The 16,992-nt window shown below is 62.0% G+C and carries 10 protein-coding genes and 1 pseudogene; 8 read left to right on the top strand and 3 right to left on the bottom strand.

Annotated elements, in window-relative coordinates:
• The first annotated feature begins 138 nt into the window (after positions 1-138).
• The 6 genes from BX592_RS21185 to BX592_RS21210 all read left to right on the top strand — a co-directional run bounded on the left by BX592_RS21185 (position 139) and on the right by BX592_RS21210 (position 11,431).
• Positions 139-423: a hypothetical protein gene (locus BX592_RS21185; RefSeq protein WP_134194166.1), complete on the top strand. Its 285-nt coding sequence runs from the start codon at positions 139-141 to the stop codon at positions 421-423.
• A 768-nt stretch (positions 424-1,191) separates the two neighbouring features.
• On the top strand, positions 1,192-2,487 hold the full coding sequence (locus tag BX592_RS21190; protein WP_134194168.1) for an efflux RND transporter periplasmic adaptor subunit: 1,296 nt from the start codon (positions 1,192-1,194) through the stop codon (positions 2,485-2,487).
• 18 nt (positions 2,488-2,505) lie between these two features.
• Positions 2,506-5,631, top strand: coding sequence for an efflux RND transporter permease subunit (locus tag BX592_RS21195; protein ID WP_134194171.1), 3,126 nt, complete (start codon positions 2,506-2,508; stop codon positions 5,629-5,631).
• Complete coding sequence (locus tag BX592_RS21200; RefSeq protein ID WP_134194173.1) at positions 5,628-8,960, top strand: efflux RND transporter permease subunit; 3,333 nt, start codon at positions 5,628-5,630, stop codon at positions 8,958-8,960. Before BX592_RS21195 ends, BX592_RS21200 begins: the two co-directional genes overlap by 4 nt.
• Positions 8,957-10,438, top strand: coding sequence for an efflux transporter outer membrane subunit (locus BX592_RS21205; protein ID WP_134194175.1), 1,482 nt, complete (start codon positions 8,957-8,959; stop codon positions 10,436-10,438). The genes BX592_RS21200 and BX592_RS21205 overlap by 4 nt, the downstream gene beginning before the upstream one ends.
• A gap of 198 nt (positions 10,439-10,636) precedes the next feature.
• Complete coding sequence (locus tag BX592_RS21210) at positions 10,637-11,431, top strand: class I SAM-dependent methyltransferase (RefSeq protein ID WP_134194177.1); 795 nt, start codon at positions 10,637-10,639, stop codon at positions 11,429-11,431.
• 63 nt (positions 11,432-11,494) lie between these two features.
• On the opposite strand, the gene BX592_RS21215 is transcribed toward BX592_RS21210, so the two are convergent.
• Positions 11,495-12,760, bottom strand: a complete 1,266-nt coding sequence (locus BX592_RS21215; RefSeq protein WP_134194179.1) for a multidrug effflux MFS transporter — start codon at positions 12,758-12,760, stop codon at positions 11,495-11,497.
• A 216-nt stretch (positions 12,761-12,976) separates the two neighbouring features.
• Positions 12,977-13,426 (bottom strand): rhodanese-like domain-containing protein, encoded by a 450-nt coding sequence (locus BX592_RS21220; protein WP_134194181.1) that lies wholly within the window; start codon positions 13,424-13,426, stop codon positions 12,977-12,979.
• 101 nt (positions 13,427-13,527) lie between these two features.
• Between BX592_RS21220 and ftrA the strand changes: the two are divergent.
• Both ftrA and BX592_RS21230 read left to right on the top strand, forming a co-directional pair.
• Positions 13,528-14,544, top strand: a pseudogene (gene ftrA, locus BX592_RS21225) (transcriptional regulator FtrA).
• 268 nt (positions 14,545-14,812) lie between these two features.
• The gene (locus BX592_RS21230) at positions 14,813-16,228 is read left to right on the top strand and encodes a methyl-accepting chemotaxis protein (protein WP_134194183.1); all 1,416 of its coding nucleotides are present in this window, start codon (positions 14,813-14,815) and stop codon (positions 16,226-16,228) included.
• 19 nt (positions 16,229-16,247) lie between these two features.
• On the opposite strand, the gene BX592_RS21235 is transcribed toward BX592_RS21230, so the two are convergent.
• On the bottom strand, positions 16,248-16,928 hold the full coding sequence (locus tag BX592_RS21235; RefSeq protein WP_134194185.1) for a DJ-1/PfpI family protein: 681 nt from the start codon (positions 16,926-16,928) through the stop codon (positions 16,248-16,250).
• Positions 16,929-16,992 lie beyond the last annotated feature (64 nt).

Raw genomic sequence — 16,992 nt, forward strand, 5'->3', positions numbered from 1 at the left:
AATCAGTTCGCTATTCTGTTCGGCGAGCGATTCACCAGCGCCATGACCTGAGATCTTTTAACCGGCCTCAGCACACAAGATTTCTGACACCTCCGTGCCCGGTACGACCGACAAAGCGTATGGCACAGTGGTGGTCCAATGAAAAGAGCAATCCGCGTCGTTATCCTTTTCACAGCAACGCTTTTCATTGGAAGGCACATTGCAAACATCTACCTTGAATGGCCTACCCCGATGCCCGGGTGGCTTCGCTACCTGACGAAGTTGTGCTTACGCACTGCGGGGCTTAGCGACGTCGGCAACAACGACGACGCCGAAGTGGTGGCAACACTGATCGTCGCCTGCATCTCATGGACGTTAACCGGCCTTCTGCTTTGGCTGCTTATGGCGGCGTTTCGACGTCTGAAGAACGGTCGCAAGACCTAACGCCCACGATGCGCTCATGGAGGGGGAAGATTTTGCAGTCGCCCTCCACTCCCGTTTGTCAATCTCGCTTTCAAGCGCTAGAGTAATGAACCAAGCACTTCGTGTTGGAGCTTTCGTTACATTGACCTTCTATATCGGAAGATCAATCTCGAACAAATTTTGCTGTGGCCTGCCGGGATGCCTGATTGGCTTTTCCACACGACGATATTTGCGTTACGCGTCACAGGACCTGGCGACGTTGACAGTACTGACGACGCCGAAGTCATGGCTACGCTATTTGTTGCCATGACTTCATGGACCCTCACCGGTCTAAGCCTATGGCACCTCGCGCGCGCAGTATGACGCCGGAGAACCCGGACAAACCGCTAACACAGCGTCGCCCCCAACCCGGAATCCCTACCACCCCCCCCCCCCCCCCGCAATCCAAAAAAACACCCTCCGCATTACGTCGCATTACATCCTTTCTGCATCGCCGTCACCCGACCAGTTAAAGTGAGAGGTCACTGCCGCTGCCGAGCCAACCGATAGCAATTCGTAAGGTGTGCGTGCGGTACATAACGTCATCCTATGCACTTTGAGCACGGGCTGACACATCATTCGAAAGCCTGTTTTAATCACGATCCTGGTTGGACGGGGTGCTCCTTCTGACGGAGAACCAATCATGAGAATGCGACTGCAGTCCAGTTATGCGCCCGGCATCGGCCGGCGTACCCGCGCACGCGCGCCACGGTGTCGTCACCGTTCACCCTTACCAGCTACGAGGCACCCGTGAACGCCGTGTCGACGCCAGAAAAGAAACCGAGCCGTCGCGGTCTGCTCGCGATCGTCATCATCGCCGTTGTGCTAGTCGCGATCGTCGTCGTGCATCTGCTGCACAGCAAAAAGCCGCAGCGCGTCGCCGCCGCGCAGGTCGTCACCGTCGCCACCGCGACGCTCGGCCCGATGCCCGTCACGCTGAGTTCGCTCGGCACGATCACGCCGATCGCAACCGTCACCGTACTGCCGCAATTGAGCGGCTACCTGACCGCCGTCGGTTACCACGAAGGTCAGGACGTCGAGAAAGGCCAGTTCCTCGCGCAAATCGACCCGCGTCAGTTCGAAATCAGCAAGCAGCAGGCCGAGGCGCAACTCGCCAAAGACAAGGCGTCGCTCGCGCAGTCCAAAGCCGATCTCGCACGCTTCACGCAGCTCAACGAGCACAAATCGATCGCCGAACAGACCTTCGTCGACCAGCAGTTCCTCGTGCAGCAAAACGAAGCAGCGGTGAAGGCGGACCAGGCGAACATCGCGCAATTCGACCTCGATCTGATCTATTGCCACATCACCGCGCCGATCTCCGGCCGCATTGGCCTGCGCCTGATCGATCCGGGCAACTACGTGACCGCGTCGAGCCAGCCGGGCATCGCCGTCATTACGCAGATGAAACCGACCACCGTCGAATTCACGGTGCCGCAAAACTCGCTGGATCAGGTGCTGCGGCGCTTCAATACAGGCGCGAAGCTGCCGGTCACCGTCTATAGCAGCGACAACACCCGCAAGCTCGCGACCGGCGAGCTCTACACCGTCAACAACCAGATGGCGACCGCAACCGGCACCGTCACGCTGCGCGCGAGCCTGCCCAACGACGACGAAGCGCTGTTCCCGAATGAATTCGTAAACGTCACGCTGCTCGTCGACACCTTGCAGAATGCGGTGCTCGTGCCGACCTCGGCGGTGCAATCCGGTGCGCCCGGCGATTACGTTTATCTGGTGAACGACAACAATACGGCTTCGGTCCACAAGGTCACGATCGGGCCGACCAGCGGCCAGTACACGGCGATCATCTCGGGCCTCGCGGCCGGCCAGCGCGTCGTCACCGACGGGCTCGACCGCCTGTCGGACGGCGCGCATATCCGACCGGCTGCGGCGTCGGCTGCACCGGCGAGCGGCGCAAGCGGTGCGCAAGGTGCACACGGAGCAAGCGCCGCATCGGTACCAGCAGGTGCTTCGGCCGCGCGAACCGCGCACAGAGCGCACTCCGCACACGCAGCCGCCTCTTCAGTTGCCTCTTCAGCTGCCTCCTGAGTCGCCCGCCCCGCACCGATGAATTTCTCCCGTCTGTTTATCCTGAGACCGGTCGCCACGTCGCTACTGATGATCGCGCTGGTGCTGGTCGGCCTCGTCGCCATGAAGTTCCTGCCGGTCTCGTCGCTGCCGTCGGTCGACTACCCGACCATTCAGGTGCAGACCTTCTACCCCGGCGCAAGCCCGCACGTGATGGCAACCACCGTCACCGCGCCGCTCGAAGTGCAACTGGGCGAGATACCCGGTCTGCAGCAGATGATCTCGTACAGCTCGGAAGGCGCATCGATCATCACGCTGCAGTTCGACCTCGCGTTGAACCTCGACGTCGCGCAGCAAAACGTGCAGCAGGCGATCAACGCGGCAAACAGTTTTCTGCCCGCCGGCCTGCCCGCGCCGCCGACCTACGCGAAGGTCAATCCGGCCGACCAGCCGATCCTCACGCTCGCGGTCACATCGAAGTCGATGTCGCTGACGCAGTTGCAGGACGCGGCCAACAATCGCCTTGCGACGAAGATCTCCGAAGTGCCGGGCGTCGGCCTCGTCGCCGCGGCGGGCGGCAACGTGCCGGCCGTACGCGTCGAAGCCGATCCGCAAAAACTCGCGGGCTACGGCCTGAATATCGACGACCTGCGCACGCTGCTTGCGAACATCAACGTCAGCCAGCCGAAGGGTAATTTCGACGGCCCCGATCTCGACTACACGATCAACGGCAACGATCAGATCACCGACCCGAGCGACTACATGAACTCGGTGATCGCCTATCAGAACGGCGCACCGGTGTATCTGCGCGATGTCGCGCACGCCAGTCAGGCGCCACAGGATGTCGAACGCGGCGCGTGGTTCAACAAGGAACCGGCGATCATCCTCAACGTGCAGCGCCAGCCCGGCGCGAACGTGATCCGCACCGTGAACCAGATCATGCAGCAGCTGCCGAAGCTCGAATCGACGCTGCCGGCAGGCATGAAAGTCACGGTCGTCGCGGACAGCACCGGCGTGATCCGCTCGTCGGTACGCGACGCGGCGTTCGAACTGATCCTCGCGATCGTGCTGGTCGTCGCGGTGATCTTCGTGTTCCTGCGCAATGTGCCCGCGACGATCATCCCGAGCATTTCCGTGCCTGTGTCGCTGATCGGCACACTCGCGGTGATGTACCAGCTCAACTATTCGATCGACAACCTGTCGCTGATGGCGCTGATCATCGCGACCGGCTTCGTCGTCGACGACTCGATTGTGATGATCGAGAATATCGTGCGGTACCTCGAAGAAGGCATGGGGCCGCTCGAGGCCGCGCTCAAAGGCGCGGGCCAGATCGGCTTCACCATCCTTTCGCTGACCGTCTCGCTGATCGCGGTGCTGATTCCGCTGCTGTTCATGGGCGGTGTGATCGGCCGGCTCTTCAGCGAGTTCGCGATCACGCTCGCGGTGACCATCGTGCTGTCGGCTGTCGTATCGTTGACAGTCGTGCCGATGATGTGCGCGCGCATTCTGCGTGCGCAAGCCGAACGGCATCCGAGCCGCTTCGAACGGATCAGCGAAGGGCTTTTCAACAAGACGCTTGCCGCGTACGAGCGCGGCCTGCGCTGGGTGCTCGACCACCAGACGCTGACGCTGTTCGTCGCGCTCGGCACCGTCGCGCTCACGCTGATTCTCTACATCGTGATACCGAAGGGCCTGTTCCCGGTGCAGGACGTCGGCGTTCTGCAAGGCATCAGCGTGGCCGACAACTCAGTGTCGTATCAGACGATGGTCAAACGTCAGGCCGCGCTCGCGCATGCGATCCTGCAAGACCCCGATGTGACGTCACTGACGTCCTATGTCGGCATCGATGGCACCAACACGACGCTCAATAACGGCCGCTTCCTGATTAACCTGCGCCCGCGCGACGACCGCTCGCTCAGCGCCGAGGAAATCGGCCGCCGCATCCAGCAGGAAACTGAAAACGTGCCGGGCATCCGGCTGTACCTGCAGCCCGAACAGGACCTGACGCTCGACACGACAGTCACGAAGAACCAGTACAACTTCGTGTTGCGCGGCCCGAGCCAGGAAGCGTTCCAGCAATACGTGCCCGCGTTGATCGCGCGCATGAAGCAGATTGCGTCGATCACCGACGTTGCAAGCGACCTCAACGTGGATGGCCTCGGCGTCTATGTCGATGTGAACCGGCAACTTGCCGCGCGCTACGGCATTACCGCGGCGACAATCGACAACGCACTGTACGACGCACTCGGCCAGCGCATCGTCTCGACGATCTTCCAGCAGTCCAACCAGTATCGCGTGATTCTCGTCGCGAAGCCGGATGCGCTGCCGGACATCCGCTCGCTCGGTAACCTGTATCTGCCGAGCCAGACCAGTAGCAGCGGCCAGGTGCAGCTATCGGGCATCGCGACCATCCGCGTCGTGCATACGCCGCTCGTGGTCAGCCATCTCGCGCAGTTCCCGTCGGTGACGATCTCGTTCAATCTTGCGAAAGATGCGTCGCTGAGCGCCGCCGTGCGTTCGATCCGCGACGCGGAAAGCGCGGTGAACCTGCCGCCGTCGATTACCTCGACCTTTCAGGGCGCCGCGCAGGCGTTCGAAGACTCGCTGTCGAGCGAGGTGTATCTGCTGATCGCCGCGCTCGCGGCCGTCTATATCGTGCTGGGCGTGCTGTATGAAAGCTACATCCACCCGGTGACGATCCTGTCGACGCTGCCGTCGGCCGGCATCGGCGCGCTGCTCGCGCTGATGATTGCAGGCAGCGATCTCGACGTGATCGGTATTATCGGCATCGTGCTGCTGATCGGCATTGTGAAGAAAAACGCGATCATGATGGTCGACTTCGCGCTCGAGGCTGAGCGCGTGCACGGCAAATCGCCGCGCGACGCGATCTTCGAGGCCTCGCTGCTACGTTTCCGGCCAATCCTGATGACCACGCTCGCGGCGATGCTCGGCGCGCTGCCGATGCTGCTCGGCAGTGGCACGGGCTCCGAACTGCGCCGGCCGCTCGGCCTCGCGATTATCGGCGGCCTGACGTTGAGCCAGATACTGACGCTGTTTACGACGCCCGTCATCTATCTGTTCTTCGACCGGCTCGCGCAGCGCTTCTCACGCAAGCGCCGTGAGCGCGATAGTGATGCAGACGGTGCGCCGCGGAGCACGCCGTGAACATCCCGGCGCTGTTTATCCGGCGACCTGTCGCGACCAGTCTTCTCGCGGTTGCGATTCTGCTGTCGGGGTTGCTCGCGTATTTCCAGCTGCCGGTCGCGCCGCTGCCGAATATCGCGTATCCAGTGATCGTCGTGCAGGCGAACATGGCCGGCGCGAGCCCCGAGACGATGGCGGCCACCGTCGCCGAACCGCTCGAACGGCGCCTGGGCACGATTGCCGACGTTGCCGAACTGACGTCCACCAGCTATGTCGGTTCATCGATGATCGTTGTCGTGTTCGGTTTGAACCGCGATATCAACGGCGCCGCGCGCGACGTCGAGGCCGCGATCCAGGCGGCCCGCGCGGATCTGCCGACCACGCTTCGCGCCAATCCGACTTACCGGCAGTACAACCCGGCCAGCGCGCCGATCATGGTGCTCGCGCTGACGTCGGACACGCTGACGAAGGCACAGCTCTACGACTCCGCGGATTCGGTCATCCAGCAGCAGTTGTCCCAGGTGGACGGCGTCGGCCAGATCACACTGGGCGGCGGCGCATTGCCGTCAGTGCGCGTCGAATTGCAGCCGGGCAAACTGAACAGCTACGGCATCGGCCTCGAAGACGTACGCGCGGCGATCGGCGCGGCCAACGCGGACAGCGCAAAAGGACATATTGACCAGAACGGCCAGCGCTACGAGGTGCTGTCGAACGACCAGATCAGCAAAGCGGCGCCGTACCGCGACATCGTGATCGCGTACCGGTCGGGCGCGCCGGTGTTTCTGCGCGACGTCGCGAGCGTGATCGATTCAAACGAAAACATCCGCAACGCGGGCCTGTACAACGGCAAATCCGCGGTGCTGGTGATCGTCTATCCGCTGCCGGGCAGTAACGTCGTGAAGACGGTCGCGCAAATCCAGGCGCGTTTGCCCGCGATCGAAGCGGCGCTGCCGAATTCGATCCATGTGAACGTCGCGATCGACCGCTCGGAGTCCGTGCGCGCATCGACCGCGGATACCGGGCGCACGCTGTTTATCGCGGTGCTGCTGGTGGTTGGCGTGGTGTTCGTGTTCCTGCTGTCGCCGCGCGCCACGCTGATCCCGGCGGTCGCGCTGCCGCTGTCGATTGTCGGCACGTTCGGACCGATGTACCTGATGGGTTACAGCATCGATAACCTGTCTCTGATGGCGCTGACGATCGGCACCGGCTTTGTCGTCGACGACGCGGTCGTGGTGCTCGAAAATATCGTGCGACATCTCGAAGCCGGGCTCGACCCGAAGGAAGCGGCGATACGCGGCGCCGGCGAGGTCGGCTTCACGGTCATTTCGATGAGCCTGTCGCTGATCGCGGTGTTCCTGCCGATCCTGCTGATGCCGGGCATCGTCGGCCTGCTGTTCCATGAATTCGCGGTGACGCTGTCGATTGCGATCCTGCTGTCGCTGGTGATCTCGCTGACGATTACGCCGACCATGTGCGCGTACGTGCTGCGCCGCGAGCGCGCCGGCCATTCGAAGGCGCGCATCGCGGTGTGGATCGACGCGCAATTTGCGCGGTTTCGCGACGCGTATAGCCGCTCGCTGGATCTCGTACTCGATCATGCGGGGCTGATCATCATTTCACTGCTCGCACTGCTCGTCGCGAATGTGTTCCTGTTCCGTCTGCTGTCCGCGACGTTCTTTCCCGAACAGGACACCGGCATTCTGATCGGCCAGATCATCGCGGACCAGAGCATCTCGTTCAACGGCATGCAGAAAAAGCTCGCGCAATTGCAGGCGATCGTGCAGAAAGATCCGGCCGTCGCTTCGGTCGCCGGCTTCACTGGTGGACGCGCGCTGAATACCGCGAACGTGTTTATCGAGTTGAAACCGCTTGCACAGCGGCATCTGTCGGCCACTCAGGTCGTGAACCGGCTGCGGCCTAAACTCAGCGCGGTATCCGGTGCGCAACTGTTCCTGCAGGCGCAGCAGGACTTGCGCATCGGCGGCCGGCAGTCGGCCGCCGAATACCAGTACACGCTGACGAGCGACGACCCCGACGCGCTATTCAAGTGGGTGCCGAAGCTCGTCGCGGAACTCGGCAAATACCGTGGCCAGATTCTCGACGTGAATTCAGATCTGCAGCAACACGGGCTGCAAGCGTATGTGAATATCAGCCGTAGTACCGCGATGCGGTACGGGTTCGCGGCGAACCAGATCGACAATGTACTTTACGACGCGTTCGGACAGCGCACGGTATCGACTATCTTCAATCCGCTGAACCAGTACTTTGTCGTGATGGAAGTCGCGCCCGAGTACTGGCAATATCCGCAGTCGATCGACGGCCTTTATCTGAGCACCGCCGCCGGCAACCCGAGCGGATCGCAGCAGACGCAGATGCAGGGAGCAACCGTTTCCGGCGTCACGCAGCCGGTCGCGATCGCCGCGCCCGCCAGCGCGGCCGCCACCACCAACGCGCTCAATTCGAATGCGCAAGCCAATGCGGTGACCAACAGCATTGCGAACAGCAAAGGCGGCAGCTCGAGCGGTAGTGCCGACAGCACCGCCGCGGAAACTATGGTGCCGCTGTCCGCGATGATGACCTGGAGCAGCAGCCATACCGCGACCCAGGTCAACCACCAGGGCGGCCTCGTGGCCGGCACGATCTCGTTCAATCTGCCGGCCGGCGGCTCGCTAAGCGCAGTGGAAACGACCATCCAGAAAGCGTCGCGCGATATCGGCATGCCCGCTTCGGTGCATGGCGCGTTCGCGGGCGCGGCGCAAGCGTACGCGCAATCGATGGGCACGGTGCCGTTGCTGATTCTCGCAGCGCTGCTGGTCGTCTATATCGTGCTTGGCGTGCTGTACGAAAACACGATTCACCCGCTGACCATTCTGTCGACGCTGCCGTCCGCCGGCATCGGCGCGACTCTCGCGCTGCTGATTTTCGGCACGCCGTTCTCGGTGATCGCAATGATCGGCATCATCCTGCTGATCGGTATCGTGAAGAAGAACGGCATCATGATGGTCGACGTCGCGATCCAGTTGCAGCGCAATGAAGGCCGGGACGCGCGCAGCGCGATTCACGAAGCCGCGGTCGTGCGGCTGCGCCCGATCATGATGACGACCGCGGCCGCGGTGCTCGGTGCACTGCCGCTCGCGATCGGTATCGGCCAGGGCGCGTCGCTGCGCCAGCCGCTTGGCGTCACCGTGATGGGCGGGCTGCTGTTAAGCCAGGTGTTCACGCTTTACACGACACCCGTCATTTATCTTTATCTGGACCGCCTGCGTTCGAAGGTGGCGCGCTGGTCCGCGCGACTGCCGTGGAACCGCCGGCCCGACACTCCCGATGCAACGGATACGAGCGCATCATGAACACGACCCGCACCCTCCTCGCAATCTCGCTTGCCGCGTTGACGAGCGGCTGCATGGTCGGCCCCGACTATCACCGTCCGGCTGTGCCGGTGCCGGCGACCTGGCAGGAATTGCCCGGCTGGGAGCAGGCGCAGCCGCACGCGGCCGAGGGGCCGAAAGGCGACTGGTGGACCGCTTTCAACGATCCGTTGCTCAACGAACTCGAGCCACAGGTCGAGGTATCGAACCAGACCGTGCGCCAGAGTTATGCGAACTACCAGCAGGCGCTCGCTGAAGTGCGGCTCGCGCGCGCGGGTCTGTTCCCGATCGTCGGCGTAACCGGGTCGGCGACGCGCGAGCGCAGCCCGACCAGCGCGTCCGGCAGTTCGTCGTTCCTTCCACAAGGCGGCGGCGCGCGCATCAACAACGGCGGCTCGCTGGAGGGCAGCGCGAGCTGGACGCTCGACGTATGGGGCGAGGTGCGTCGCACGATCGAGGAAAACTCCGCAACCGCACAAGCGAGCGAAGCGACGCTCGTGAATGCGACCCTCTCCGAGCAGATCGCGCTCGCGAACGCGGTGATCGACTTGCGTATCACGGATGCGAATATCGACCTGCTGACGCAGACCGTCGAAGCGTTTCGCGAATTCCTGCGCATCGTGACCGAGCAGGACCGTGCGGGCACGGTGCCGCCGTCGAATCTGGTCCAGGCGCGCACACAGCTCGAGAGTGCGCAGGCTAGCCTGATTGCGCTTGGCGTATCGCGCGCGCAGTTTCAGCACGCAATCGCGGTGCTGGTCGGCAAGAACCCGGAAGAACTGAGCATTGCCCATAGCACCACGATGCCGACGCTGCCCGACATTCCGGCTGGCGTGCCGTCCACGCTGCTGCAGAGGCGTCCGGACATTGCCGTCGCCGAACGGCAAATGCAGGCCGCGAACGCGACGATCGGCATCGCGATAGCCGCGTACTATCCGGCCATCTCGCTGTCCGGGCTCGCAGGGTTTACGCAGTCGCCGCTCAACGGCCTGCTTCATGTCAGCAACTATGTGTGGTCGCTCGGCGCCAGCGCGAGCCAGACGATATTCGATGGCGGCCAGCGCGGCGCCCAGGTCGACGCCGCACGCGCAAGCTATGACGCGACCGTCGCGAACTATCGCGGTACGGTGCTGGCCGCCTTCCAGAACGTTGAAAACGATCTGTCCGGTTTGCGCATTCTCGCCGAGCAGGCGCAGGTGCTCGATGCCGCGGTACAGGACGCGATACATGGCACGCAGATCGCGTTGAACGAGTATCAGGCCGGCACCGTCGATTACACGACCGTCGCAACGGCCCAGGCAACGCAATTGACCGACCAGCAGAATGCATTGAACGTGCAGCAGCAAAGATTGCTGAATGCCGCCGCGCTGATTGGAGACCTTGGGGGCGGATGGTCCGGCGCATTGCATGAGCCGCTGCACCCGAACCTTGAGTCGCCGCGCGCGGCGGCCAACCCGTAGGCTTCCATCAAGCGTCCGCCTTTGCGGCTTCGATTCGCACGCCGCCGTTAATACAAGGTTTATACACGCCGCGTGTCTCTTTTCGGCAAATTAACGTCCTTCGTACTGTAATAACTTTCTTCGTCATCCCGCCGACAAATCCGTTAGCGACTGGTCACTCGCCAGTCCGCTGCGGCTTCTTGTATTTTCTGAATAGACATGAAAGACGACGCTTACCGCGATATCAACGACCTGTATCTGTCGATGGTTTCGCCGGAGGAAGTTTTAGCCAATGACATTCACGACCCGGTGATGTCCGAATGGATCGCCCGCACCTTGCCCGATCAGGCTTCCATTCTGGACGCGGGGTGTGGGATGGGTTATCACATGGTGGCGTTGCATCGCGGACTGCCTGCGAAGCAAACCGGCAAGCGCTATCAGGTGTTCGGCGCGGACTACAGCGAAAGCATGCTGAAAAGCGCTCGAGCCAATGGCCTGAAGGCCGGCATTCCTGCCGATGCATACCGGCAAAGCGCGTTTGCCGACCTGAAGCATATCGGCCCGTGGTCGGCCAAATTCGATTGCGTGCTGATCAATTACGCGATCTATAGCTTTCCGGATTCCGTGCACGATTACGACGCGTATTTCGGCGAATGCCTGACCGGGGTCAATCATGTGCTGCGTCCCGGCGGACATTTGCTATTCAATGTGCGCGACTGGGCGAGCGTCGTCAGCGGCCCGAAGGATCACGATTACATCAATACGCACGACGGTATTACCTACCACTGCCGGTATAGCTGGGAGTTCGGCCCGAACCGTCACCACAAGGCACACGTGACGATGCGCAACCGCGACTCAGATCTGAAGCGGGAAACGATGCTCAATTTCGCCGAACGCACGCCTGACGAATTGATGTCGTTGATGGAACAACACGGCTATGACTTTGTGTCGGCGCAGCCGCATGGCGCGGGCATACTGAAGTTCGACACGCTGATCGCAAGGCGGCGCGTTTAAACGCCTTCACTTCGCCGGCGGAGCCCTTGTTTTAAGGCCTTCGGCCTCCGCCCGCCGCGCTTATTACGCGACCTCGCCGGCTGCACGTGCGGCGGCAGCGGACTGTTGCGAAAGATGCCGCAACAGCTTGCTCACCATCGCAACCACCGTCAACGCGAGCAGCACGAAGAACACCGCGAGCGGCGTCAGCGCCTTCACCGACACGAAACCGGCAAGCCCCATCATCGCGGCCGACACAAGCAGCAGCGCACAGCCGAGAATCGCGCTCGTCAGGCCCGCGATGTGCGGGAACAGCGAATTACCCTTGGCCATCAGCGTCGGATACATCGCGCCTGCGCAGAATCCCATCACCAGCACCGGAACAGCGAGCGTCCACACGCGCAAGCCGACCGTCAGCGCAAGCACCAGCATCGCGATCGACGTGACGGCCATCACGCGCGCGCCCATTTTCAGCCGCTGCTCGACACTCGGTAGACGCGGGCCATGGATGCGATTCGACAGGCCACCGAGAAAGTACGTCATGCCGATACCGAGCGCAAGGTAGCCGAAATACGTCGGCGGGTAATGCAATGTGTTTTGCACCATGAACGGCCCGACGATATTGAAGACGAGCAGGATGCTGTAGCACAGGCCCTGCGCGAGAAAACAGCTCTGGAACACCGGGCTCGACAGCACCTTGCGCGTGTTGGTCATCAGTGTGCGCGGCGCGAGATGCACGCGCTGCGGCAAGGTCTCGCGATAGCGCCACAGCAACGTCCACAGCACCAGCGAATAGATGAGCAGGAACACCAGGCAGGACTTCCAGCCGAACATCGTTTGCAGATGAGCGCCGATCACCGGCGCGATAATCGGCGCAAGCCCCCACGCTATCGCCATGTAGGTGAACGCATGCATCAGCGCCTGGCCGGTGAAAGAATCGGTGATGATCGCCTTCGTCAGCAGATTGGTCGCGGCGATGCCGAAGCCCTGCAGACAGCGGGCAAGCAGGAATATTTCAAGGTTCGGCGCGGCGAGCGACAACAGACAGCCGATGGTGAACACGATCAGCCCGAACACTAGCACCGGCTTGCGCCCGTGCGCGTCGGCGATCGGCCCGAAGATCAGCTGGCCGAGCGCGTACGCGGCCATATAGCCTGACACGCTCGACTGGATCGCCTGCGGCGATGTCGCGAAGTAACGGGCCATCTCGGGCAGCGCGGGCACGTAGATGTCGATCGCGAACTGCCCGGCGGACGCGAACATACAGATCAGAACTAGCAGAAAGCGCGGCGAGTTGGGTAAATGTAAGCGCGCCGTGGCGGAGGAAGATTTGGGAATAGCCTGATTCATGAAAGCATCGTCGAAGTGGATCGCAATGACGCGGCAATTTGCGGTGCGCACTTGCGTACATCGGTCATTCGGCAGTTCGAATGTCGAACGCAACATCGTTACGGCGTCAGAACGCGTATTGTGCCCGTCTTCTTGCGTTCGATGTGACGTCCCCATCAAGCGTGTGGATTGTTTAATTGGGGCACGGCGGCGCGGAAACTTTTTTGCCCGATTGGCTCATCCTGTTCGCGCGCCACGCTCCGCGTGCACTTTCGACAAGTCCATTTCACCTACCGCAAGTTCAAAACCCTCATCAATCCAGCCCGTCACACCACCGATCATCACTTTCACCGGACGCCCTAACTCAGCCAGCCGGATTGCGCCGCGAGTCGCGCCATTGCAATGCGGTCCTGCGCAGTAAGTGACAAAGCGCGTGTCCGGCGGATAGTGCGCGAGTTTCGAAGCGATGATCTTCCGATGCGGCAGATTGATCGCGCCCGGCACGTGCCCTTGTGCAAACAGTGCAGGACTGCGCACATCCAGCAGCACGAAATCGACACCGCCCGAAGCCGCTTCCGAAAATGCCGCGTGAACATCGCTGCAATCGGTTTCGTATCGGAGCGATGCTGCAAAGTGATCCAGCGCCGCGGCACTATCAGCGGCGGGTGTGTCAAATACGGACGACATCGAAAGCTCCTGTCGTTGTTGTGGGAGGGTCGATGTCATTGTCCCGCCCCGCTCCGTTCATTGGCAGTGGCGCAATCGCCAATCTACGGTAACATCGCGCCATGTCCCCGCCTCGTCCTCATCAGGTCGTTGCCATCGCGTACGACCGCCTCTGCACGTTCGAATTCGGCTGCGTCACCGAATTGTTCGCGCTCGAACGTCCGGAACTCGGCGTCGACTGGTACCGCTTTGCCGTTTGCGCAATCGAACCCGGGCCGCTGCGCGCCGCCGGTGGCATCACCGTTTCGGCGCCGCACAAGCTCGCGATGCTCGATCGCGCCGACACGATCATCATTCCCGGCTGGCGCGACCCCGACGAGCTGCCCCCTGCCGCGCTGCTGAAGAAACTACGTGCGGCGTATGCGCGAGGCGCGCGGCTATGCTCGATCTGTTAGGGCGTATTCGTGCTTGCCGCGGCGGGCGTAGTCGACGACAAAACCGTAACCACCCACTGGCGCTATGCGAACCGGCTCCAGCAACGCTATCCGGCACTGCGTGTGCAGCCCGATGCGCTTTACGTCGACGAAGGGCAAGTGCTGACGTCAGCCGGATCGGCAGCAGGACTCGATATGCTGCTGCATCTCGTGCGTCGCGATTACGGAAGCGCGGTCGCGAACCGGGTCGCGCAACGCCTCGTCGTACCGCCGCATCGCGACGGCGGGCAGGCGCAATTTGTGCCTCGTCCGATGCCCCGCGACGAAAGCAGCCGGCTCGCAAAGCTGATGGACTGGGTGCGCAAGCATCCGGCTTTGCCGCATAGCGTCGAATCGCTTGCGGCGAAGGCGTCGATGAGCACACGCACGCTGCAGCGTCAGTTTCGCGATGCGACCGGAATGGGTCCGTACGAATGGGTGGTGCGCGAGCGGGTGGCGATCGCGCGTGATCTGCTGGAATCGAAGCCTGATGTGCCGATCGCGCGGATTGTCGAACTCGCGGGTTTCGGCTCCGAAGAATCGCTGCGCCGCCATTTCAGGTTGGTCGCGCGCACGAGTCCGGCGGCGTACCGGAAGAGATTTGGTGCACGCGACAGCGCAAGCAATGTCGATTGCGCGAATGCTGTTCTAATGGAAAAGAACTAGACGGGCCGATATATCCATTTTGGATGGCGACGTAACTTCAAAAAAAGTTGTGTGCGAAACGTTTTCCTTTCCGTCGACATCTTGCCGGGACGAAATGTTGTTTGTATGATCATCCGCGGCAATGGCAAACACACCCGAACACGACAACGCCATTCCGATAAGAATAGCTAATTATCTGAGAGCCGTGGCGGCCGCATCCAGCCGTCACCGGTACACCGAAAAATGCGATTCACATGGCAAAAGCGACAGCAGTCGCACGGGGGCCATCATGAAATCGAACGACGCATTGCTGCGTGGCATCTATACGAAGGCAGACCGGTTGATGCTCGCGGTCGTCTGGTGTCTTGTCGGCGTTTCCTGTCTGCTCGCGAGCAGCAACTTCACATGGTTCGCTGTATGGACGGTCGCGCTGCCCACTGCGGTTGTCGCATCCGCGCTGGTGTTCTGGTGCGCGGGCGCGCTCGCCACCCGGCTCGTTCTGGCGGCCAGTCTGATGACCCTGGCCGCACTCCAGATACATCAGGCACGTGGCCTCGCCGAACTGCATTTCGGCGTATTCGTGCTGATGTCCTTTCTGCTGGCCTATCGCGACTGGCGGCCGATCATCTGTGCGGCGGCCGTGATCGCGGTACACCATTTCACGTTCAACTATCTGCAACTTGCGGGCTTCGACGTGTATTGCTTCACGCAGCCTGCGTTGTCGACGGTGCTCATTCACGCCAGCTATGTCATCGCGCAGACAGGCTTGCTGATCTTTATCGCGCTGCACATGAAAACCGATGCGCAAGCGGGAAAGGAACTCGCCGTCCTCGGAGAGAACCTGTCGCGCGAGCAAGGCCGATTCGATTTGCGCTTTCCGCCAATCGCGCTCAAGGGTGACAGCAGCCGCGCACTCAAGGCGACCCTCGATGCGATTCACCGCGTCTTACAGGAAATCACGACGACAATCGACCGGATGGCCGTATCGTCGGAGAACATTGCCGCTGAAAATCAGACCCTGCTGCATGAAATCGCGACGCAGGCCGATGGGCTCAAGGCGACTAACGTCGCGATGGCGCAGATGGCGCAACGTGTCAGGGCAAGCGCCGAGCATGCGGCAACCGCGGATCGTCTCGCGAAGCAGACATCGAGTGCTGCTCAGCAAAGCGGCACTGTGGTCGGCGAGGTCGTAGGCACAATGAGCGAGATCGACGAGACAGTGAGCCGTATGGGCGACATGATCGCGACCATCGAAGGCATCGCATTTCAAACCAATATTCTCGCGCTTAACGCGTCCGTCGAAGCCGCCCGCGCCGGCGAGCATGGGCGCGGATTCGCGGTGGTCGCCGACGAAGTGCGCAAACTCGCGCAAAGGAGCGCGAGCGCGGCACACGAAATCAAGGCGCTGATCACGGAATCGCTGCAACGGGTCGAGCGCGGCTCGACACTCGCGACCGAGGCAGGCGACGCGATGCGACGTGTCGTGGGACACGTCGAAAACGTCGCGCAATTGATCCAGCATATCAGCGCTTCCAGTGACGCCCAGAGCCACGATGTCGACCAGTTCAGCCAGGGCATCGGCGACATGGACGTGGCGCTGGGCGGCAATGTCGAACACGTCAAGAGCGTCGCGTCCGCATCGGGCAGCTTGCGCGAGCAAGCCCAACAGTTACGCGGCGCGATGTCGGTGTTTCTCGTCGCGTAGCGCTAGCGCTGCGATTGCGTCAGCGCAGATCGGCGCTGATTTGCGAAACAACCCGCTGTCGCGCGGCAAATTCCTGTGCCGATCGCTGCCTGATCAGCGCGACCGCCGCAGGCGGCGCGATATCCGGGTCACCAGCACTGAACGGCGGCGCGGGCGCATATTCGAGTTCGAGCTGAATTGCTTGGGCTTCGTCGGGCCCCGCCAGTTCCGCGGCCACCGTCAAGCCGAAATCGATGCCCGCGGTCACCCCTCCTCCGGTGATCAGGTTGCCGTCACGCACCACGCGGCCGCGCGTCGGAATCGCGCCCAGCGGTTCGAGCAACGAGTGGAACGCCCAGTGTGTGGTCGCGCGCCGCCCTTTGAGCAACCCTGCCGCGCCGAGTAATAACGCGCCGGTGCACACCGACGTCACATAGCGCGCGCCAGCGGCCTGTTTCCGCACGAATTCGATGGTTCGAGCATCCTGCAGCAGATCGGTCACGCCGCTTCCGCCCGGCACGCAAATCACATCGAGCGGCGGACAGTCGTCGTAGGTGGTGCTCGGTGTCAGCACGAGCCCATTGCTCGACACCACCGGTTCGCGCGATTTCCCGATCAGTTGCGCGCTCGCGTCGGGCAGCGACGCAAGTACATCGTACGGGCCCGTCAGATCGAGTTGCTGGACCCGCGGAAACACCAGAAAGCCGATTTGCAGCGTCATGGGAATACCTCATCGAATAGTGGGAAAATGCGCACCCGCAGCAGAAGTCACGAAGTGGACAGTT

This window comes from Paraburkholderia rhizosphaerae, assembly GCF_004366595.1.
Taxonomy (GTDB): Bacteria; Pseudomonadota; Gammaproteobacteria; order Burkholderiales; family Burkholderiaceae; genus Paraburkholderia; species Paraburkholderia rhizosphaerae.